The 21345-nt window shown below is 50.5% G+C and carries 16 protein-coding genes; 10 read left to right on the plus strand and 6 right to left on the minus strand.

The annotated features are described in order from the left end of the window. Positions 1-33: 33 nt before the first annotated feature. The 3 genes from SH678x_RS03640 (at position 34) to SH678x_RS03650 (ending at position 2688) form a co-directional block, all read left to right on the plus strand. Positions 34-606 (plus strand): DUF4256 domain-containing protein, encoded by a 573-nt coding sequence (locus tag SH678x_RS03640; RefSeq protein WP_496921524.1) that lies wholly within the window; start codon positions 34-36, stop codon positions 604-606. 670 nt (positions 607-1276) lie between these two features. Further along, the gene (locus SH678x_RS03645) at positions 1277-2008 is read left to right on the plus strand and encodes a PEP-CTERM sorting domain-containing protein (protein ID WP_496921525.1); all 732 of its coding nucleotides are present in this window, start codon (positions 1277-1279) and stop codon (positions 2006-2008) included. 341 nt (positions 2009-2349) lie between these two features. Continuing rightward, on the plus strand, positions 2350-2688 hold the full coding sequence (locus tag SH678x_RS03650) for a DUF4256 domain-containing protein (RefSeq protein ID WP_496921526.1): 339 nt from the start codon (positions 2350-2352) through the stop codon (positions 2686-2688). 188 nt (positions 2689-2876) lie between these two features. Here SH678x_RS03650 and SH678x_RS03655 read toward each other — a convergent pair whose 3' ends face one another. Beyond that, complete coding sequence (locus SH678x_RS03655; RefSeq protein ID WP_496921527.1) at positions 2877-3107, minus strand: hypothetical protein; 231 nt, start codon at positions 3105-3107, stop codon at positions 2877-2879. 252 nt (positions 3108-3359) lie between these two features. Between SH678x_RS03655 and SH678x_RS03660 the strand changes: the two genes are divergently transcribed. The 3 genes from SH678x_RS03660 to SH678x_RS03670 all read left to right on the plus strand — a co-directional run bounded on the left by SH678x_RS03660 (position 3360) and on the right by SH678x_RS03670 (position 7936). After that, entirely contained in the window at positions 3360-5390 is a 2031-nt protein-coding gene (locus tag SH678x_RS03660; protein WP_496921528.1) for an endo-1,4-beta-xylanase, read from the plus strand. Between the two features lie 74 nt (positions 5391-5464). Further along, complete coding sequence (locus SH678x_RS03665) at positions 5465-6892, plus strand: DUF7453 family protein (protein WP_496921529.1); 1428 nt, start codon at positions 5465-5467, stop codon at positions 6890-6892. A gap of 24 nt (positions 6893-6916) precedes the next feature. Beyond that, positions 6917-7936, plus strand: coding sequence for a hypothetical protein (locus tag SH678x_RS03670; RefSeq protein WP_496921530.1), 1020 nt, complete (start codon positions 6917-6919; stop codon positions 7934-7936). A 136-nt stretch (positions 7937-8072) separates the two neighbouring features. Here the strand turns inward: SH678x_RS03670 and SH678x_RS03675 are convergent, their stop codons facing one another. From SH678x_RS03675 to SH678x_RS03695, 5 genes are all read right to left on the minus strand, one after another. Then, positions 8073-9728 carry a LamG-like jellyroll fold domain-containing protein gene (locus SH678x_RS03675; protein ID WP_496921531.1) on the minus strand — a complete coding sequence of 552 codons (1656 nt, stop codon included), beginning with the start codon at positions 9726-9728 and terminating at the stop codon, positions 8073-8075. A gap of 15 nt (positions 9729-9743) precedes the next feature. Then, positions 9744-10355: a sigma-70 family RNA polymerase sigma factor gene (locus tag SH678x_RS03680; RefSeq protein WP_496921532.1), complete on the minus strand. Its 612-nt coding sequence runs from the start codon at positions 10353-10355 to the stop codon at positions 9744-9746. 86 nt (positions 10356-10441) lie between these two features. Then, positions 10442-12259, minus strand: a complete 1818-nt coding sequence (locus SH678x_RS03685; RefSeq protein WP_496921533.1) for an alpha/beta hydrolase family protein — start codon at positions 12257-12259, stop codon at positions 10442-10444. Positions 12260-12311: 52 nt separating this feature from the next. Continuing rightward, complete coding sequence (locus SH678x_RS03690) at positions 12312-13709, minus strand: dicarboxylate/amino acid:cation symporter (protein ID WP_496921534.1); 1398 nt, start codon at positions 13707-13709, stop codon at positions 12312-12314. Positions 13710-13740: 31 nt separating this feature from the next. Next, the gene (locus SH678x_RS03695; protein WP_496921535.1) at positions 13741-14547 is read right to left on the minus strand and encodes a hypothetical protein; all 807 of its coding nucleotides are present in this window, start codon (positions 14545-14547) and stop codon (positions 13741-13743) included. 429 nt (positions 14548-14976) lie between these two features. Here SH678x_RS03695 and SH678x_RS03700 point away from each other — a divergent pair, with 429 nt between their 5' ends. The 4 genes from SH678x_RS03700 (at position 14977) to SH678x_RS03715 (ending at position 21307) form a co-directional block, all read left to right on the plus strand. Further along, a complete protein-coding gene (locus tag SH678x_RS03700; RefSeq protein ID WP_496921536.1) occupies positions 14977-16158 on the plus strand; it encodes a DUF1559 family PulG-like putative transporter in 1182 nt (393 codons plus the stop codon). Positions 16159-16444: 286 nt separating this feature from the next. Beyond that, the gene (locus SH678x_RS03705; RefSeq protein WP_496921537.1) at positions 16445-17407 is read left to right on the plus strand and encodes a hypothetical protein; all 963 of its coding nucleotides are present in this window, start codon (positions 16445-16447) and stop codon (positions 17405-17407) included. A 225-nt stretch (positions 17408-17632) separates the two neighbouring features. Then, on the plus strand, positions 17633-18610 hold the full coding sequence (locus tag SH678x_RS03710; protein WP_496921538.1) for a hypothetical protein: 978 nt from the start codon (positions 17633-17635) through the stop codon (positions 18608-18610). A gap of 63 nt (positions 18611-18673) precedes the next feature. Continuing rightward, positions 18674-21307 (plus strand): PEP-CTERM sorting domain-containing protein, encoded by a 2634-nt coding sequence (locus SH678x_RS03715; RefSeq protein ID WP_496921539.1) that lies wholly within the window; start codon positions 18674-18676, stop codon positions 21305-21307. The last annotated feature ends 38 nt before the right edge of the window (positions 21308-21345 follow it).

Raw genomic sequence — 21345 nt, forward strand, 5'->3', positions numbered from 1 at the left:
ATATGGAACATAAGAGCAACAAGGAATTTTGATATGCCCAGCAGCAAATCAAAAAAGAGTTTAACGCCAGCCCAGTGCGATAAGCTGCTGAGCGTGTTGAAAACGCGTTTTGAAGAGAATATGAACCGTCACAAAGTTCTGAAGTGGGCGAACGTGGAAACCAAATTGTTGGCCAATCCCGACAATTTGTGGTCACTCCACGAAATGGAACGAACGGATGGGGAGCCCGACGTGGTTGGTTACGACAAGAAATCAGGCGGATTTATTTTCTTTGATTGTGCTGAGGAAAGCCCCAAAGGCCGCCGCAGCCTCTGTTTTGATCACGAAGCCTTGAATGCCAGAAAAGAACACAAGCCCAAAGACAGCGCTGTGGGGATGGCCACGGCCATGGGCATCGAACTGTTAACCGAAGAGCAGTACCGCGAACTGCAAAAACTCGGGGAGTTCGATCTGAAAACATCGAGTTGGGTGCAGACTCCCGAAGAGATCAGAAAACTTGATGGGGCGCTGTTTTGTGACCGGCGTTACGATCATGTGTTCACCTATCACAATGGTGCACAGTCGTACTATGCCGCACGAGGCTTTCGAGGGGCGCTAATGGTCTAGGTTTGACGCAGCAGCACTGCGATTAGAAGAGACAGCGGAGGGATATTCAAAATTGTGTCTTAGAACCGGAAAAGCCCGACATAGCTGCAAAAAGTAGGTAGGCACAATCTGCGTTCTGAGTCAGCTAGCGTGAGAAGAGGTTGTCTGTGCATGGTCCGAATTAAATATGTAACAAGGCTACTTTGCTCTGAAGAAAGTCGGGGTGACTGGCGTTCGTTTGAACCGTTCATCGCCGCGATTGTGAATGCTGCCTTGTCTGGAAATGACCGATGCGACTCAACGGTCCGAATTCTGAGGCTTTCTTTTAGATCATCTGCTGCACGGGCGCTGGGCTGCGGCAGCACAGGACTTCTTGGTGAGCTAGAAACGATGTCTAGCACTTTCATCTTGACGCCACCGCCCGGAGTAAGCCCAGCACGGCTCTCCAAATTCATCGGCCCGTCATGAATTCTGAGAATTCGTGCTCAAATCATGCCGAAGTTCAAACTCTGCAAATGCCTGAAAGCAGACCCATTTCAAGAAAAACATTATGTCAACTCGGCCAGAGGGTATGAAATACCTGCTTGTTAAGGCTTGACGCCTGCGAGGGGGGGGGTAGGCTGGAAGGGTTGGGGATTTTGAAGCCTTAGTAAAACTTTAACTCGTAACTGCAACAAGAAGGAGAAAGCTAATGAATCGATTTATGACACTCGTATGTGGGCTGGCGGTCGGCCTTGCTTTTGAATTGCCAGTCTGGGCGGTCACTATCACACCCGGTGCGTTTATCGGATCCGGCGGCGTGGGCACCGGCGAATCCCTGGCGGGCGACCGCTTCAGGTCGTTCGCGAACACAGGTGGTAACGAGAACTATCTTGGTGTCCCGAGCCTGGGAAGCTTACCACGTGCGGAGCGAGGGATCACTTGGACGACCAACACCCTCACTTCCTACGACTTCACTTTTCAATACGACCAAGCCAATGACAAGCTGGTTTCGACGATCGCCAGCGGTACACTAGAAAAGCTGAACTGGTCTGCGGATTTGATCACGAAAGGCAAGACCAAGGGGGCGGCCGACCTCAATGCGTTTCAAATTACCGTTAAACAGGGCGATGGTAACGGCTCGCTCGTGTACCTCACGGACATGGTACTTGATGGAACCGCATTGGGCAGCTTCTTAGGAGTAGATGGCCAGAACAAAGATTGGCTAGTGACGGGTTCGGATATGAACCTGACGGACGGCTTCACACTGACCGGAAAGCTCTGGTTGCAGGGGCCGTTTTCTAGCAGCCAGGAGAATTCAGTAGTCAATTTGACTGCTGGCTGGGATGATCGCGGTGTTCCGCCCGTCCCCGAACCTAGCAGCCTCGCGCTGTTAGGCCTCGGCGGCCTGCTCTGGGCGACTCGGCGTCGTCGTTCGGGCTGAGCGAGTAGTCAGATTGTCGACAAACAGTGATTTTTTTACGCGGGCAGTGGATAGGTTCTTCAATCCACTGCTCGCGTTTTCTCGTGCATTTGGACTTTGATCCATTCCGCCTCCCGTAGAACTTCTACTGCAGACACCGGAGAAGAGGATCCTGCCTTACATGCCAGTTTGCCTGAAGGCAGCGTTCAATCAATTAGCCCGTTTTGAGATTAAGTCGGGCTGACAAGATTTGAACTTGCGGCCTCTGCGTCCCGAAAATAACTAAGCCAAGCTCAAAAAACCAGCTTTTCCCGGTGATTTTTTTACATTAGCTGACTTTTGGTACCTTTGCAAGTCATCTCATGGAATTGCAAACTCATCCGAATAATAAAGGTCGCCGCAGCGTCTGTTTTGATCATGAAGCCTTAAACGCCAGAAAAGAACACAAGCCCAAAGACAGTGCAGTGGGCATGGCTACGGCCATGGGCATCGAACTTCTGACCGAAGAGCAGTACCGGGAGCTACAAAAACTCGGGGAGTTCGATCTGAAAACATCGAGTTGGGTGCAAACTCCTGCGGAGATCAGAAAACTTGATGGGGCGCTGTTTTGTGATCGCCGTTACGGCCATGTGTTCACATATCACAATGGTGCACAGTCGTACTACGCCGTGCGGGGATTTCGGGGGGCACTCAGGGTCTAGAATTGATGCCAGCAGCGCAGTGATCGAAAAAATCGATGAATTCTGGAGTGGATTGAGAGTGCTAGCGAGTTTTCAGCTCGCAATCGTGCAGCTCAATAGCGCTAATCAGGGCCATGGCGGCAGCACGAGTTATTTTAGAAACATATTGTGCTCTTTAGTGGCCTTACGAATTCCGGGGGCAATCTCCATCAGTTTTCCGGGAGTTGCCGCACAAGTTCAAGTTCGGTGGCTTCCATGTCGACCGCCTCTGTTGGCATATTTCCAACAACCTTTAGCCTCAGTTTTCGGATGAAGATTTGCTGGGTGAAGCGTTGCACACGCTGACCAGGAGATTGACAGGTGCTGTGGTGGATGAAGTTGCCACCGCGGATTTCGACGGCAATGGCGATCTCGATGGTCGGGGTTTTCTCGTGTGGCAACGGGGCGAATCACCAAACCCGTTTAGCTTAGGCGACCTTGAGCTATAGCAAGCAGACTATGGCACGGGTGCAATCTCCACCCTTCTATCTTCTCATGGTGGTCACTCCACACCGGCTAACGCCGTCCCTGAACTGGGTCTTCTTACACATTGTTTTGCCTAATTTTCCGATGGTTTTGACGCATCGTCGACCATAGGTAACAATGGACGCACTTTTCATGCAATTATCTTCAGTTCAAAACTAGGGTGAGCGATGCGATTTGACACCCGTCAGACGATTATCTTAGCGACTCATGTGTTGCTTGGTTTTTCACTCTACTCGACGACTCGAGCGGCTGAGCACACGATTGCCAATTTCAACAACTACTCGATGCATTGGACCTGGGGAGATTTTCTTTGGTCCAGCGGTGCTACTCAAACACGAATCTATGATCCCGTGGATTCTTCCGGAGGGGCTGGGCGAAGTGTGGGAGGTCTCAATCTCAGCAGTCTGGCCGATGCGCGGTGGGTAGCAGATTTCACCAAGAATCCGGGAAATGGGTCGAATAGTTTCTCGATCACACTGGCTGATTCAGCCGAACGCCGTGGCATTTGGACCTTCAACACCACGGGTGTCGCTGACGGCACACCGACGACGTTGGTTTCAACGACGACTCTGGCGAATCCAACGGGCGGTACTGATCAGGCGAATCTCGACTTGTCGAATATCTCGTTCTTTCAGATTGACGGGGAATGGGCGAATCCGAATCCGTTTGATTTTTCGTTTAATAATCTAAAACTCTCCGATGAAGTGGCTCCACCACCGCCGTACCATGGTTACGAATCCAATGCCCCTTGGCGTGGTGAGGCTGCCGCTCGCATCGAAGCCAACCGTAAGGCTAATTTCAGCATCCAAGTGACCGATGCCGCAGGTCGGCCATTGAGCGGGGCTACTGTCGACGTTGCGATGCAGCAGCATGAGTTCGGCTTCGGGTCGGCCGTGACGGCCAATCGGCTCAGGGACAATAACCCAGCGCATGCGACTTATAAGCAGAAAGTTCAACAGCTATTTAACATCGCCACGCTCGAGAACGACCTCAAGTGGCCGGCTTGGAATGGAGAGTGGGGAAGTCAGTTTACGCAGGCCGGCGCGGTCGCAGCTGTCGATTGGCTACTGGCTAATGAGATTCGTGTTCGTGGCCACAACGTCATTTGGCCCGGCTATAACAACCTTCCCATCGGCGTAAAGCAGATTTTGGATAATGTCCCTCTCAATTCCAGTGAGCAGGCAGCGCTCCGGTCCGCGATCAACAATCACATCGATGACATCGCTGGGAAGTTTGCAGGTAAACTTTCGGCCTGGGATGTGGTCAACGAACCTTGGGACAATCACGATGTCATGGACAATCTGCCCGAGGGCAACGCGGCCATGGTCGATTGGTTCGAGCGAGTGCGTGCGAAAGATCCCACGGCAGTTCTGTTTTTGAACGATTACAACATTCTCTCGACGGGAGGAGCCACTAATACCGCCAAGCAGCAGTTCTTTTACGACACGCTCAGCTATCTCCAAGAGAATGATGCGCCCATCGGTGGAATCGGCTTTCAAGGACACTTTAATGAGACGAACCTCACTGGTCCTGAGCAAGTATGGGAGATTCTTGATCGGTACGACGCGCTTGGTCTTGATATGCAGATCACGGAATTCGACTTTGGTACGCCCAATGAGCAATTGCAAGCCGATTACACACGAGATTTTCTCACCGCAGTGTTTGCGCATGAAGGGATTGATGACTTTATCATGTGGGGTTTTTGGGAGAACGCTCATTGGCGGCCCGACGCAGCGATGTACCGCAGCGACTGGTCGATAAAACCCAATGGAGAGGCATACCTTGATCTGGTCTTTGACGAATGGTGGACCGATGAAGTTCTTTCCAGCGATGACAATGGCCTCGCCGAGCTAAGCGGCTTTAAGGGAGAGTATGAAATCACGATATCTCTCAACGGAGAAACTGTTGTTCTACCGGTGACTCTCACCGATGGTGGTTTGCAACTTCAGGTAGCCCTTCCCATCCTTACCGGCGATTTTGATTCCGATGGGGACGTCGATGGGCGAGATTATCTCGCGTGGCAAAGGGGCGAATCACCTAATCCGCTTAGCGCCGGTGACCTCGCCAATTGGCAAGCGGAATATGGTGAAGGTCCGCTGACAGCGGCAAGTATTGCTGTGCCGGAACCTGCGGCCGCCGGAATCCTCACAAGTCTTTGCATTCTGACTGCCGTTTTTTTTCATAGGACGTGTTTATGAGTTGCCGCCCCGTTCTACACTCCTGGAAGTTGTTTTTTGTGACCATTGCCGTCATCTGGCCGTGTCAATCCGGTATGGCGCAAGTAACAATTAACGCGATCGTCACAACGGGTAACTCAGGACTGAATGAGAATCTGGCCCCGGGCGTGCCCGGCGGAAAGTTTAACAACGCGAACAATAATAATGCCCTTAACGGCTTCGGATCCGCAGGCGCGCTGAACAACTCCGGAGAGGTGACGTTTCTGGGCTCATTGACCGGTCTATCGGGGATCAACGGGTCGAATAACACTGGGATTTGGTCCAATTCAGCTGGGAACCTCCATTTGGTAGCGCGGGAGGGCGACATCATGCCAACTCTTGCGCCCCATATTTTCGGCGACTTCGAGAACAATCGTCCGCAACTCAACGATGCAGGGGCGACTGTGTTCGCAGGGTACAATTCATCTGGCAGTGTCTCCGGCGTCTTCAGACATTCGACAAGTGGCGGCCTGCAAGCCGTCATCACGACGACAGACAGCGTCCCGGGACGCTCCGGTGCCGCGTTCACTGGCTTTTACACGCCGGGTCTGAACAACTCTGGAGAGGTCGCGTTTCGTGCCACAACGTCGCAGGGCACGGGAATTTGGTCAAACGTCTCGGGCTCGTTTGAGAAAGTCGCCTTTGTCGGTGAAACAGCGCCGGGTGCCGGCGCGGCCGCCTATGCGTCGCTGGAAGTCATGGACCGCGTCACCTTCAACGACGCAGGGCACGTCCAGTATCGGGCTACATTGGTCGGCGACGGAGTGAATACAGCGAACGATGTGGGCCTCTGGTCAAACGCGGGCGGCTCAAGCCAACTGCTGGCGCGTGAAGGCGACGCTTTGCCGGCCGTCGGCGCAGGCGTTTCGCTCGAAGTCATTACCGCATCGGTCGCATTCAATGCGGCCGATCAGTCGGCAATGAGAGCCTCACTGACGGGCGTGGGTGTGACTACTGCCAACAACCTTGCCATTCTCAGCGACCGGGGCGGCTCCGGATGGGAAGTCGTCGCCAGAAAGGGTTCCGCCGCTCCGGTCGGCGCTTCCGGCGTGGCCTTCAGCAGCTTTGATAGCAACGCACTAGCCTTGAACGACAGCGGTCAGGTGCAATTCATTTCCACGCTCTCCGGCACTAACGTCACGACCAGCAATGACCGAGCCGTCTTTTCCGAGGGTCCCGGCGGCATGCAAATGGTAGCACGCGAGGGTCAAGTAGCCCCGGGAGCGAACGCCCTTTTCGGTCACAATCCCGAGCTGTCTGGAGCAGACAACACTTTCTCGACGATTCGCTTCAATAATGCTGGGCAGACCGCCTTTATCGGCCATCTTGGGGCCAACTTCACAGACAGGACGAATCAGGGCATTTGGGCCACCGACCCGTTTGGCACGCTTCAGCTCGTTGTGCGACGCAACAGCACAGTGCTCGATTTCCGCGGCAGCGGAACATTGCTGAGTCCGACTAGGAACTTCGACTCTCTCATTTAGGGTGAATTCAACGATCAAGGCCAGTTGACATTTTCAGCTCGCGCACAGAACGATACGGGAACGACGTCACTATTCATAGCCGATTTGGGCAGTGCCAACGTTGCCAGCGGCGAAGTGGTTGAGATTTCGAATGGCCGTCAGGTTATCGTTCCCGGCGGCGTCACGGTTGGCGATTCTCAGGGTTCATCGTCAGTCCTTCAGCTCGGCGGCGGGTCGACTGTCCAAGCGAATCAAACAGTTCAAGTTCTTCCCTCTGCCACGATTCAAGTCGATGCAACGTCGATGCTCACGGCGCCACAGATAGATGTGTCGGGATATCTGCAACTGAATGGCTCCATCATCGGCGATGTCTTCCTACAGGAAGGGGGAGCGATCAGCGGCACCGGCAGTGTCCAGGGCACCGTGTACGCTGCCGACGGCAGCATCATTATTATCGGCAATAGCCCTGGTGATTTGGTGGTCGACAATCTTGTGTTTGAAACCGGAACACACTCGTTCGAGTTCGAAATCAAAGATGCCGCCGGCGAAGGGGGTGTGGATTGGGACTTGCTTACTGTCGATGGTAATTTGGAATTCGGTGTGGGGGCGACGATCAATATTGATCTTACCTCCCTCGATGCCAACGACACGCCTGGAGTGATAGCCAACTTTGACAGTGAGGCAAGCTATTCCTGGATGCTCTCAAGTGCGGCCAGTATTACAGGGTTTACGAACGCGATCTTTGTTTTCGATGCCAGCGATTTCATGAATGCGATCACGGGGGCGTTTAGTGTCTCCCAGCAAGGAAATGAAATTAGGCTTCTGTACAGCCCATCCATGGGAGTTCCCGGGGATTTCGATTTCGATGGCGACGTCGACGGCCGCGATTTGCTCGCGTGGCAACGGGGCGAATCACCAAACCCGTTTAGCTCAGGCGATCTTGAGCTATGGCAAGCCGAATATGACACAGTACCGCTTGCAGCATCCGTTGCTATTCCGGAGCAATCGACGACTATCCTTCTGCTTTCACTTGCCGTGATGTCGACATGCAAGCGGCGTTCGTAATTACTTCCTGGGCCGTGGAGCCATATGTAGGCGCAAGATTAAATTTTAATTCACTAGATAGCCGCGGCATGTCGCCATGACTCACGACCTCCAAAATAGAAGAAAACTAAACACATTCAGCTATAAGCGAATTCCACTATTCTTCACCTGGGACGAGACCTGATAGAACGCGCGGCTCACCATCTATTTCCGCAATGCCATACTTCTCCATCAAATCACGAGAAATTTGAATACACGCCTCCGAAGACAGTTCCGAGTTAAAAAGCATTATTTCATAGATGTCTCCGACAAAATGATTATTTCGGCCATTTGCCTTGCCTATGAACTTAGTCGAGAAGATAGCCGGGCTGACAGTAGCGGGAGATTTCCCTACAAGTTCACCATTGACGTAAAGCGCGGAGCGATTTGAAGTGCTGCTGTAGGTATAGCCACAAACCATAGGCTGGACTTTTTTGGGAAGCGATGCCTCGAGGCGGCCACTGAACTTTTGATCTGGATCCAGCCCCGCGAAGCTAACTCCTCCGAGAAACTGATTGTCCCAAGACTGTTCAAGAAACAAAGTGGGGGGGCCATTGAAGTTAATCAACTGTCCACTACGGCGATTGGAAAAGTCTTGCGTTGGGCTGCGGAAAGTGCATAAGACGGTGACATCTTCTCCCGACGCAAAGGGGCTTGTAACAAGACAGCTTGAGCCGTTGAACCGAACTGCCGATCTACCAGCGATTACATTTGGGATCCATTGAGGTCGGCTGTTAACGTCAACTTGCCAAGCGTTGTCGGCAACGGTATTTTCGCCATGGCAAATATCCCCCCAACAACTGATCTGACTATTGGAGTCTACTTGAATCCGCTGCGACGCTTCCAGCCAGAGTGTGAGGCCACAATTTGCGGGGATGCTTACCTCTGGAGAAACGTTCTCCTGGACGACCTCGATGAGACTAGTCTGGTTAGTAAATGCTTTTGGTTGCGCGGCGAAATGCTGAGATTCAAGTTCTAATTGCGAGATACGCAAGGCCTGAGCAGCGTCCAGTTGCCACTGCTTGGACTTGCCTTGTCGACGACTTTGAACTACTACCTTTCCTTCAAAAACGTGTGTCTCGCAATCACCTTGACTGTTGACATAAGCGCCAAAACTTGTGCCAAGGTCTGTCACTTCCGCTAAGGGCATCTCAATAGAGAAACCGGTTGCTTGCTTAGGAACGTTGGCTGTGAGCTTGCCGTATTTCAAGTAACCTCGATTGTTGTCGAGGACTTCGAATCGCACTGGCCCTTCTAACACAACCATCGCACCTCTACCAAACTCGACTGACATCAGTCCCAACTCAAACTCGACGACACGACCTTCGTTTAAAATGCTTAGTTGAGGCTTACCCCATCGTGATTCTTCCCAGCTACAGTCGATTTGATCGGTGATCCGTGCCACAAAGTCGGGATCTATGCGGTTCGACTGCAGTAGCAGCCCACAGGCGATGGCAAGTGAAGCCGCGATCGCAAGGAATAGTGATTTGCGATGTCTAAAGAGAATTGAGTTTCGCAAAACTTGCGAGTTGGACTGCTCGCCGATGGAGAGAATCCGATGAAGCTGATGCTCCGAGACAGCTGAAGTCTGCAAAGGAACCCACATTTTTCGATGTAAGTGGAATTCGATTCCCGTAAGATCGACGTATTCTTGTATCGCTTGGGGGTCATGATTTAGGAGTTGTGAGAGCTCCTGCGCTTCAGCTTTCGTAAGCTCGGCATCACACAAGCGAGCTATCAAGGCATGGATTCGGGATTCATCTGCGCGATTCATGAAATTATCACTCGATTAAGTTTCGAGGCGTCTCCTAACACATCGCATTAAACGTGCTCGAATCTTTGCCAACAAGTCATGTATGCTGCTTTTTGGTCGATTGCACTCTTCAGCAATTTCAGCAATTGTTTTTTCATGGTGATACCGTAGTGTCAATACTCGCTTTTCCGTCTGTGCTAACTCTTGAATACAATACTTTAGGGCGGCTTCTCCAGCAGCAAAACGGTCAGTTTCAACAGCTTCTGCTAGTGCCGCCTCGGCAACTTGATTCAAAACATCTTCATTGAGGTATTGACCATTCTTCTTGTTTTGACGAAGCATGCGAAACACTTCCAGGCGAGCTATGCCGCAGGCCCATTTAACAAAATCCTTGTCACTCCGAAACTCTGGCCATTTTCTCCATAGAATTGTGCTCGTTTCCTGGAGGACATCTTCTGCTTCAGAATACTTGGGCACTAGGCATTGAATAAAGCGCATGATGCGATGTTGACTCTTCGAATAGATACGTACAAATTCTTCGGTTGAAGAACTATCCATCAAATTTTCCCTCCCCAACACATCGACTTGCCTTTCTTCTTCCGCAGTGTCTCGCGCGGAAATTGAAGAGTTTCCGAGAAATCTTTTCATTCGTCGGCGATTTCTGAATAATTCAAGGATAATGCAACGTTTGCAGTGGATTTAGGCGAGGGCCTCGGTACTGACTTGCCCACACATCAGAGCGGGATGTAGCACACAGTGTTGGAAAGCAAGATCGTTACGAAGATAAGACAAGTGACCATCGGTCCTAAGTAAATTCTACCCGTCATTCGGAAGAAATAGCGATTGAAATAGGGAAGCACGAACATGATCGGAGCGACGGCAAAAAGCAGATTGATGTATAGCCAGCCATCCGTCCAATAAACCGTGCCCGTCCAGGCAAGCACGGTATATTGGATGATCAGTATTAAGACCAAGCCCAGCGAATTCGCCAAACCGGCCAGTAACATGCTTTTCCATTCTGGCTGTGCCGCAAAGCGCATGGATCCATTCACACGTAGCGAATTAGCGAGGAAGAAAATAAAAAAGAACGGGAAGTACATCAGCAGCAAGACAAAAATAGGCGGCTGAAAAACGCGCGCCCCGAAAAACACGAAGCGATAGTCCACATGAAAGACATAGTAGACTGCGAACAGCAATAGAAAAAAGAAGCAGGAGATAGTGAGCGCGAGTAGTATCGTCCTTAGTAGTTCGCGTCCACAAGTTTTTACTCCCCACATTTCTGAACTGATTCCGTGACTTTTCCCATACAGCTTGTAGCTCAACCAAAACAAGAAAAAACCTATCATTCCGTTAAGTACCGCCCAAAGCATGACAGCGTTGTTCATACGCTGGGGAAAGAACCAGGTTTGTCCACGATTGGAAGCGGACACGAAAAGTCGCTGAGATAATTCAGACATCGGTATGTAAGAAAAGCATGCGACAAGAGCCGAAAAAATTAACACGCTCCAAAAAACCAGAGTGCCCTTACCTCGCGGTCGTGGCAAGGACTGAGGGACAGGATGTACGATTGGTTGAAAGTAGGGAAGACTTAGTAGCAAACTGGCTAGTGGAACTAAGCCTATAAAAGCTGCAATCGACGAGATTAAAGTAAAGACTTCTTTCCAGTGCCATATTTGATCTTCGCTGGAAATACCGCTGTTGAGGTCAAAGACTTTGTCAAAGTATTCTATCTGGTTAGCCGTAGCAACAAAGCTATAAGGTTGGAGTGGATGCAGAAGTTTCTCGTTGTGGACCACTCTCAAGGTTCGATCCGTCTTATCACCGTAGTATTTGCCTATCTCTAACTCGCTGATTGGATCTTCCATCACAACTCCAGAATTGACCAGTCGCAACGCTTCCGGCGCTCGACGCATATCGCCATTCCTCAACTCATTGCGGAATGCTCCTTCGTCGTAGAGAGCATAACTCATTCCCACATTCGAGCGAACATTCTTCAGAACACTGTCCGTTTGAGTGAGAACATAGCCGGAGACGTAAATAGAATTGAGTTTGCTCGGTCGCCCGGAAATGACTGACTCTTTGCCAAAATGGTTTGCACCTCGAATAGCGGCGTTTCCTCCCGCGGAATGTCCCGTCGCACCGAGGCGACTTTTATCGATATAGTTGAGATTTGGTGTGTTGTAGGCATAGTCGATGACAGCAAACATCCCGTAACCCTCGGTCGTGGCAGCGCGCTTGCTCTTTGAGGAACTCGAGTTTCCTTGGGCATATGGGTCGATGGCAATCACCACAATGCCCCGACGCGCCAGTTCAAGAGAGATGTTTGAAAGGCTTTCTTTCGAACGTTGAAAACCAGGGATGACAACTACAAGAGGTGCTGGGTGTTTCTTGGTTGCGATCTTTGGTTTGAAAAGGTCAGCCGATACCCACTGACCATTCTGAGTAGGTATTTTGATATCCAACACTTGGACGCGCCCGGCAGAAGTCTGTACTAAGGCAGCTAAAAAACTTGCGAGTACTACCACGACGATACAGAAAAGCAAGGCACGCATGCTGGACTGATTCTTAAGTTCAGCTTTAGTCATTATACGGAGACGCTCCTGTTCATTCACATGGGGAACTAACAACATCGGCTTCATACGAGGAAATCAGGCCGATATCACTACCGGGCATTCCATTCGCCCCCAATGGCTCAGTTGTCTCAGAAAGTTCGTCCATATGCGCATGCAGATTACGATTGAGCAATTCGACAGAAAGCTCCTTTTCCCAGCGGCTGATTACCACGGTGGCAACTCCATTGCCAATCAGGTTCGTGAGGGCGCGACATTCACTCATGAAACGATCAATGCCAACTAATAACGCCAGAGATTCGATTGGAATGGTAGGGACGGCCTGCATAGTTGCCGCTAGTGTCACAAAGCCTGCGCCTGTTACACCGCTGGCCCCTTTGGAAGTGATCATCGCTACGAACAATAGGCCAAATTGTTGCGAGAGGCTCAGTGGCGTATTGGTCGCTTGAGCCAGGAATACCGCGGCCATCGACATGTAGATGTTCGTGCCATCAAGATTAAAGCTGAAGCCTGTTGGAACCACTAACCCAACTGTGGACTTTGAACAACCTAGGCGTTGCATCTTTTCAATCAGACCTGGTAGCGCAACTTCCGAGGAGCTTGTACCAAGAACCAGCAGAAGCTCATCCTTGATATAAGCCAAAAAGCGAAAAATCGAAAAACCTGAGTAGGCGGCTATGGCACCGAGTACGACAATGACAAAAAGTGCCGCCGTGAGATAAAATCCTGCCATGAGGAACATGAGGCTGTTCAAGGCTCCCAATCCATAACTACCCACCGTAAATCCCATGGCACCGAAGGCACCGATGGGAGCGGCCTTCACTAGGATATGCATCACCGCAAAAAAGATTCGCGTGCCGTATTCGATCGCGTGAAGCACTGGTTGTCCATGTTCTCCCATGGAAGCGATGGCGAATGCAATAAGTATCGCCACAAGGAGCACCTGTAAGAGTTCGCCAGAGACGAATGCTTCCAGCATAGTATTAGGAATAATGTTGAGTAGGAATTCTTCAGTACGGAGTGCCTCCGTTCGTTGGACATAAACTTGAGCGCCTTCATCAGTCTTGGCGGCAACTTGGAATACTTCTCCCTGCGGAGTAAATCCCTCGCCAGGCTTAAGAACATTCACCACCACGAGACCAATAACTAGGGCCACTGTCGAGACAACCTCGAAGTAGATCAGAGTCTTTGCGCCAACACGCCCAAGTCTCTTAAGATCTCCCATCGAGGCAATCCCGTGGACGACTGTGCAAAAGATGATTGGAGCAATCATCATTTTCACAAGTTTGATAAATCCGTCACCAAGTGGTTTAACCGCTACGCCAACAGCGGGAAAAAAATATCCAACAAGAATGCCGAGAAAGACAGCGAGAAGCACTTGGACGTACAGGATTCTGTACCAAGAATTGCTTTGTCGTGGATCTGCCATCATTGAGACTCTGTCAAAAAACGAGAACGTTCAATCATTCGTCAACAAGGTATTTGACAGCATGCGATGCCATGTGCGCGTTGCTATGTCCGACGCCAGAAACAATTTCGATTTGCCATTTGAGAGGCAAATCTTGAGCGAAGGCTTCGCAGAGGCCAGCGTGGAAGAATCCCAGGCCACGGGCAAAGACATGAGGTCCTTGAATCTGTGCCTGCGGACCATTACTGAGTGGGTGAGTTCGCGGCTCGCGGTCGCGGTCTCCCAACAAGATTACCAAGCGCTGACCAAACCATTCTCTCAAAGCAGAGTCAGGTAAGGGCGCGCTCCGTAGGGCGTAAGGAAAATCTTGTACATAGGTGGGCATTGTCATGAAAGCTGGGTTTGCCGCAACGATTTTCACTGCTTTGGAATCGGGCTTGAACAATGGATACAAATGCGCGAAGCCCCCACCTGCCGAGTGACCGTAGAGACTGTAATTCTTACGATCGGATCCGTATCGAGATGTGAAGTCATCAAAGATCAGATCAACGGCTGAAAACAACCAAGACTTTTCGGGTTGGAACTCGCCATCTGAGTTGATAACCCCTCCTAAGTTGTATTCGTATTCAGAGGGAAATTCTTCTAGACTTGCTCCGACAACAAGAGTTATAAAACTATTCGCGGCTGCCAAATGATCCCATTCATCTCGATATTGCTCGGCGTTGCGTTTCGCTCCCGGCATGATAATCACAATCCCGGTATTCTTATTGGCTTGTGGTGGAATGCTGAAATACACCGTCAAAACTTTTCCTGACCAGGCTGAAAACTCGTACTGTCCTAACGGAGGCCAATCAGCAAGCACGTGTGTTCGTGACTGAGATAATACACACAGAATGCCTAGTACCAAACTGACGAGTGAGCGGCGTATGTGAGGCTTGTGATTCATCAGTGAACATCACTTTCCGACTGAAATAATTCGAGCTGGTTCAGCCTCGTACTTCCAACTTCTGTTACCTCAATCGCGATTGATTAGATTTACGCTCATTGACTATGACAACTTCTGACTCGGCGTATGTCAATCATCGAGTCGCGAAAAAGCTGAGTTTGTCTGACTCGATTGTCGAGGACTCGGAGTGAAGCTCTGGGAAGAGATTCCTGGAAATGTTTTATGACTTAGCGTGGTGAAGAAAAGCAGTTCTTCGAGAGCTTTTGTTCGGAAATATGTTGAGAACTGCGCGATCTTACTAATGGTGGATTGTTCAATACGTTAATGCTAATATGGCATAGATAGGTGACAGTCAAATTTTGGCTGATGTCACCAATACTTATCTGCTTCTCTTCGTCCGTGGGTCTGATGGCAATGTCAACAAGAGCTAGAAAAGCCTGTAATGCTTGTTGTTCGCGGCCTTCTCGCGATGGTCATGCTAAATCCAAGGTCGCTTTCAAACGTAACCCGGTATCGCTTGCGGCTTCCGCAGGATTTACGCTAATTGAGCTGCTTGTTGTGATCACAGTAATCGGAATGCTTCTCGCACTCTTACTGCCAGCAACTCAAGCTGCTCGCGATGCAGCTAGGCGTACGCAATGTGTGAACAATTTAAGGCAAGTTGGAATTGCCCTGTTGAACCACGAGTCGTCCAAAGGCATCCTGCCTAAAGGCGACTGGCGCCACCAAACGAAGTCGTCAGGTATTGATTCGCTGTCGACCTGGATTTCTCTAAGCCTGCCCTATCTTGAAGAATCTAACCTCTACAAGCAAATTGACTTCTCTCAGCCATTCTTTGAGCAATTTCCTATCGCAGATGGTGTCAAACCCCACCATATTAGCTTTGCCACCCTTTCTTGCCCCTCTTCGGGAGATGTGGGGCTGATTTTATGGAACAATACCCACTACGGGGCACGCGGTACCTATGCCGCGAATGCAGGTTGGGCAGGCCCCGACAGTGGCCTATGGATGAACGACATCAAATGGGAACAAACAGGCGCGGAAGAGCGAGGACATCCTGAAAATCCCTCTGGAGTTGTATTTTATAAATCTAATGGCAGACCCATTCGTTCAGCCCTTTCGGGATTTGGGCCTTTCATGATTAATCGAGGGATCACTTTGGAAGAAGTGACGGACGGCACCAGCCGTACCGTGGCCGTGGCTGAGATTCGTAATGTCGAGGGAGATGACATTCGAGGCGCTCTCCATTTTGGTGGGGGCGTGCTCTATTTGCATAGCGAAGTTCCTAATACTCCTATTCAAGATTTCATTAGGCTCTGCGTCAACACGATTGATGCACCTTGTGCCGCTACAGAAGCAACTTGGCGGGGCTATCACAAGCTTTCGGCGCGAAGTGCCCATCCTGGGGGGGTTAACATGCTGTGGCTGGACGGAAGTGTTCGCTTCGTTTCCGATCAGATCGATCGCGATACTTGGAAAGCCGTATCAACCTTCGCTGATGAAGAACTAGCAGGCAGCACATTCTGAAGGCAATCTAGTCATCGGCTTTCGAACTCTTTTCTGCTTTCGCGCTGTTCTCCGGAAACAGTTACTCGGCCCAAGAGATAGAAAAGCCAGTAGATCGCGTTTTTTCCTGCAAAAATACCAATTAATATTGGAACGTGAGTGGAAATTGCGCGATACCGCTTGACGGGATAATCCTCGGCTCAGCAAGCCGGGGCCAGAGTATTGGCTTTTCTTAGTTGCAACTACGTTGACTATTTTCTTTTCTGTTGGTTTTGGCGGTTCACGAGCCGCCGAAGGGAGAGTTCTAATGAGTTTGATTTCGAGCCGTATTTTGACAGGCGTATTTGGTCTCGTAGGAATCTGCCTAATTACATTTCATGCACACGCAAATCCCATTGCGCTCAGTTCCACTTGGTCAGTAAATGCTTATAACAACCCGACGCCGAATGGAGTTCACGTAACTCTCTCGGGAGAATCAGCCACGGGCTATACCTATTCTGGTACGGGTACGGGTGGGCTTCCTGGAACAACTGCACCAGATTCTCGGCGGCGTCCCAAGGTTTATCAGGACTTTGCAGCTTTCAACGCTGGCGGAGTAGGGAGCACGCTTTCGATGACCTACGATATAAAATGGGGCGGGACCACAAATCCATCCAACTCAAGTCAGAATTGGCGCTTCGGCTTTGTTGGTTCGACGGCGAACGGCGGTAAAGGTGTCACACTTGGTGCCAACTTTGATCTTGGTGATTTGGCTGGAACAGTAGCCTACGAGTTCTTCACGGATTCTTCGGTTACTTCTGGCGAGGGAGGAAGCGGCACTATGGATACTGCATTTACGGAGACATTAAATGGTCTGGGCGATGGCATCGCCCGCTTTGGCCAAAGCAACGCGGACCCATTCGCCGACAATGTGGCCTTCAATGACCGGACCGATACCCATCGTGTCACACTTACGCTGGAAAGAATTGTCAACGGCTACGATTTAAGTTTTTCTTGGCAAAACCTTATTAGCACCAACACAATTACTCATTCCACGTCAATTACCACGAGCGATCCTGACTCGAATGTAGCATTGGCAGCAGGCGTGACTAATTGGGATCGACTGGGATTTTTCATCAATGCGGATGTTATCTCTGGCTCCATTCCTTGGAACTACACTCTCTCAAATGTAGCTGTCGATGGAACGGCAATCCCAGAACCTAGCAGTGTTTGCTTAGCATTAATGACTTTAGCTAGCCTGATCGGGACAGGACGACTAAGAAGCAGTTAACTAGAATTTAGCAACAATAGCTATCAATTCATCGCGCGGCACCTCTCTCCGCGATGGAATTGCAGCGACTTACTCGAAATTTGAGTAATGACTTAGAGCGTAGAAGGAAGCTTGTTGATGCCGGCAATCCGCTCTTTATTCATCTCCTTGGTTCATGCGAGTATTTTGCTAGGTGTCTTTTTTTGTCGCTCTACACCTTTATTAGCTGCACACTTCAACATACTCATGATCGGAAACAGTTACACCCAAGGTAACGAGACAGCGCGCGCCACGGGACTCGACTTGCAAGGGCTCTTTGATGGCGATCCGGAGCATAGTGGAAGTGTGACCATGCGTGCCGATGGAAGTGCTTCCTTGCAGAACCATGTGGGAAACTCCGCCACGCTTGACTTACTTACGAATCCGGTCAATGAGTGGGACGTGATCATCCTGCAAGAGCGTAGCTCACGACCCGCGTTGGCCATGAAGTATGGGGGCAGTGAGTTAAGTGGACTCAATAACGGTGGACCCGTGCTGATCACCAACTATATCAAACCCTATCAGCCGCAAGCCTCGGTGGTGTTGTTCAATACTTGGGCCCGTGAACTGGATAACGAAGATTTGATCGATGATTTCAATAACAATCCCACAGAAATGCTGACTTATACTAACCAGGGCTATGATCGCATTCGCAAGAGTCTCCCGGCATGGGACCATTCCAATGTGACGACAATCGCTCGAGTTGGCGATGCTTGGGAAGGATGGTATCAAACCTACGGCTACGCCAGCTCAAATGGGTTGCATCTCGCAGATGGTACACACCAAAACGACCGTGGCGCCTATTTGGCGGCAGCAGTTCTGTTTGAAACTATAACCAACAAGTCGTCGATCGGAAATTCTTACCTAGGTGCCGTGACTGGATCGATTTCCGGCATCACTACAGTGCAACTTCTGCAAGAACAAGCATCGGCAATCACCGGAGTCACACCTGATTCAGCTGATTTTGATGCGGACGGAGATGTCGACGGACGAGATTTCCTGGGCTGGCAACGCATCCCCGGCATCGGCAACTTGTCTGCTTGGCAAACCGATTACGGCGTAAATCCTGTAAGTGCGGTCGCTGCGGTTCCAGAACCGTCAATGTTGGCCAGTTTGATCGCGGGAATACTCGTGCAGGTTTGCTTACGGTCGATAGGCCCCAAGTGCAAAAAAATACATTCGTAATAACTGAGTATAACTGACCCGTGTAATCAATGAGTTTATCAACAAGCAATCGGGAATAAATTGATGTTTAAACAATATCTCAAAAGAAGATTCATACTCATAGTCCTAGTCAGCGCACTAAGTGAGATCCCGTTTTCTCAAGTTGTCTATTCGGCTCAACAACCGTTGGCAATCGCCGTGGACGCCGACACGATGATTGCTTTCGATGCAAACAGTAACGCATTGCCCGCTCCGATCGGAACTGGTAACCCAATCAATGGCGCGTTCGGCAACGGCGTGGAACAAGCGACTGCTCATGGCGGTTTGGTTGACATGACGATTCGTGGGGGCGACCCTCTCAATCCCGCCAGCCTCAGCGCAAAGCCGCTCATTCGATTCAATCTCGGATCGACGGCCGGAGTTGCGATTGACCCAGGACTCCCTTATTTCCTTGAACTTGAAACGAGCGTGAACGCGAATTCCAACGACACGTTTCGCATTTACTCGATTAGCGATGCGACGACGAGGTCCTTCAACGAAGCAACATTCAAGTGGGACAATGCCCCCGCAGTTGCCACTGCTAGCCCTCTTGACTATGAGGCGGCTGGCTCGGAAGTTGGAGTCTTTTTTCGTCCGGACAGTATCGATACTGTCGGCACACGTATCCGACATCCATTAATGGGATCTCAGATCGGAACATTTACCAGCGGCCTGAATACTTATGCCACTTTTGGCCTGACAAGCACGGAAGGCAATCGTTGGCGAATCAAGAGTAAAGAAGCTGGTGCGGGCGATGAAGCAAAACTGTTCACCTACAACGTCATCGAGTCCGCAGCCAATGGGGCGCTGAGTTCCGCAGCCACATGGGGAGGAATCGCACCTACACCCGCGAATCTCTATCGCATCAATGGCGGTCGAACAGTCACCGTTGATGGAGTCGGTGCGTTTAGTGGCGAGGGGGTCGTGGTCAACAACGGTACATTGAACTTTACTGCTAACAACGTCAACGTGCCGTTGATTGTGATCAACTCTGGAGGGAGCTTTACGAACTCCACGGGCACGAGCCTCTCCATCGGCGACCCCAGCGTAACGGAGGAAAATGTTGAAATGGCAGGCGGTGGTCTCATTGTTAATCGAGACCTCACATATTCTGCCTTTGCTGGACGCGAAGACCTCAACATCAACGTGCCTTTTGTAAGTTCCCACAATTTTACTTTCAACGGCGTCGCCAGTTCCGACTTAACGATGCGCTTTCCAGCGACCCATCGAGGCACGATCAATTTTAATGGCTTAGGTGACAAAGTGGTTCTCACCAACGACTGGGGAATTGGCGGCACTCTAGTGATGAATTCCACGGGAGCAAATACTTTGTCGCTCAAAGGTGATGACTCCGAACAGGAATTTGATAAGGGTACCATTGTTTTCAATCAACCTGGCAAGATCGATCATAGCGCGGATGATGACGGTTTGGGTTCCTCACTTCAGGGTGAAGCAAACTTAGCAGTTAATGCCGCACTGACAATCGATTTGAGCAGGGAATTTCCCATCGCTGGCCCACAGACAAGCTCGCGACGTTTTGTCGTAACTAGAAATCTGACAGGGTCTGCTCCCATCACAGTTCTTGGCACCCCTGCAGATCCTGCCGGTCAAAACAACTCCTTTGGAATTGGGGTCGATACGGCCCGTTTCACGGATGTACGAGAGGTAGACTACACGGGAACGATTACGACTCAAGATTTCGCCATTGTGGAAGCCCATGCTGGCATGCCAAAAGCCAAAGTTGTCGTTAATCCTGCCGGACTCTTGACCACGGGCTTCGAGCCCCATGAACATTCCCCCCATCATGCGGAATCCACTGTAGAAATCGGTGAGATCGTATTGGCTGCAGAAACAAGCCTGGATGCAGGTGATGGAGGTAGGTTAGACGTTGGTTTTCGTGCAGGTAGCGGAGCTCGAGCTCCACAGAATTTGCGAGTCACCAAGAGCGGTGGTCGTAATGGTAACTTCACCATGGCTCAGGGAAGCTCACTAACGATGCAGATTAACGGCGCTCCTGATCATGTGATACCGCAAATCGGTGATGCTGGAAATTGCTCTACTGCTTACGACACCGGAATACCGTGTGCTTACGATGGACCCGTGTTTGATACCATCGAGGTCGAAGGGACTGCGATCTTGGATGGCGAACTCATTATACAACTCAATCCCGATGTCTCTTTCAACGAGTTTACAGTTGGCACAGCCCCGCCCGACCCGGATTATTTTCCCATCAATGTAGGAGATACATGGGACATTATTAAGGCCATCGGTTCTACCTTGCCTGCCGACTTCGACGGGATGAATGGCGTCAATGCCGCTGATTTGGCGATTTGGCAAAATGCCTATGGAGTTAACGACGCAGGCGATGCCGACGGTGATGGAGACTCAGACGGTAGAGATTTTCTAGTTTGGCAACAACAAGTTGGCATGGCTTCGACCATGGGCACAATTAGTGGAACGTTTGACAAAGTGACAATCGTCGATAATCTCTTCGATTTATCACCTACTCAATCTTTCCAAGTCCTCTACACGAGTCCTACTCTCATACAACTCAGGCTAATCGATACCCTTGCACTGACTGCGGTACCCGAACCGAATTCGATGGCGCTCCTTGGCTTGGCTTTCTCGGGAACACTCCTTCGAAGGAGATCCAGAAATGATAAGTCTCGTTGTGTGTGACGTCTTCGGCACCTATCGGCACCCTAATCAAGAAATAT

It is taken from the genome of Bythopirellula superficialaquae, assembly GCF_059632245.1.

Excerpts from the sequence above, each read along its gene's own strand:
- SH678x_RS03640 (WP_496921524.1), top strand. The coding sequence starts at position 34 with ATGCCCAGCAGCAAATCAAAAAAGAGTTTAACGCCAGCCCAGTGCGAT.
- SH678x_RS03645 (WP_496921525.1), top strand. The coding sequence starts at position 1,277 with ATGAATCGATTTATGACACTCGTATGTGGGCTGGCGGTCGGCCTTGCT.
- SH678x_RS03650 (WP_496921526.1), top strand. The coding sequence starts at position 2,350 with ATGGAATTGCAAACTCATCCGAATAATAAAGGTCGCCGCAGCGTCTGT.
- SH678x_RS03660 (WP_496921528.1), top strand. The coding sequence starts at position 3,360 with ATGCGATTTGACACCCGTCAGACGATTATCTTAGCGACTCATGTGTTG.
- SH678x_RS03665 (WP_496921529.1), top strand. The coding sequence starts at position 5,465 with ATGGCGCAAGTAACAATTAACGCGATCGTCACAACGGGTAACTCAGGA.
- SH678x_RS03675 (WP_496921531.1), bottom strand. The coding sequence starts at position 9,728 with ATGAATCGCGCAGATGAATCCCGAATCCATGCCTTGATAGCTCGCTTG.
- SH678x_RS03680 (WP_496921532.1), bottom strand. The coding sequence starts at position 10,355 with ATGAAAAGATTTCTCGGAAACTCTTCAATTTCCGCGCGAGACACTGCG.
- SH678x_RS03685 (WP_496921533.1), bottom strand. The coding sequence starts at position 12,259 with ATGCGTGCCTTGCTTTTCTGTATCGTCGTGGTAGTACTCGCAAGTTTT.
- SH678x_RS03690 (WP_496921534.1), bottom strand. The coding sequence starts at position 13,709 with ATGATGGCAGATCCACGACAAAGCAATTCTTGGTACAGAATCCTGTAC.
- SH678x_RS03705 (WP_496921537.1), top strand. The coding sequence starts at position 16,445 with ATGAGTTTGATTTCGAGCCGTATTTTGACAGGCGTATTTGGTCTCGTA.
- SH678x_RS03710 (WP_496921538.1), top strand. The coding sequence starts at position 17,633 with ATGATCGGAAACAGTTACACCCAAGGTAACGAGACAGCGCGCGCCACG.
- SH678x_RS03715 (WP_496921539.1), top strand. The coding sequence starts at position 18,674 with ATGTTTAAACAATATCTCAAAAGAAGATTCATACTCATAGTCCTAGTC.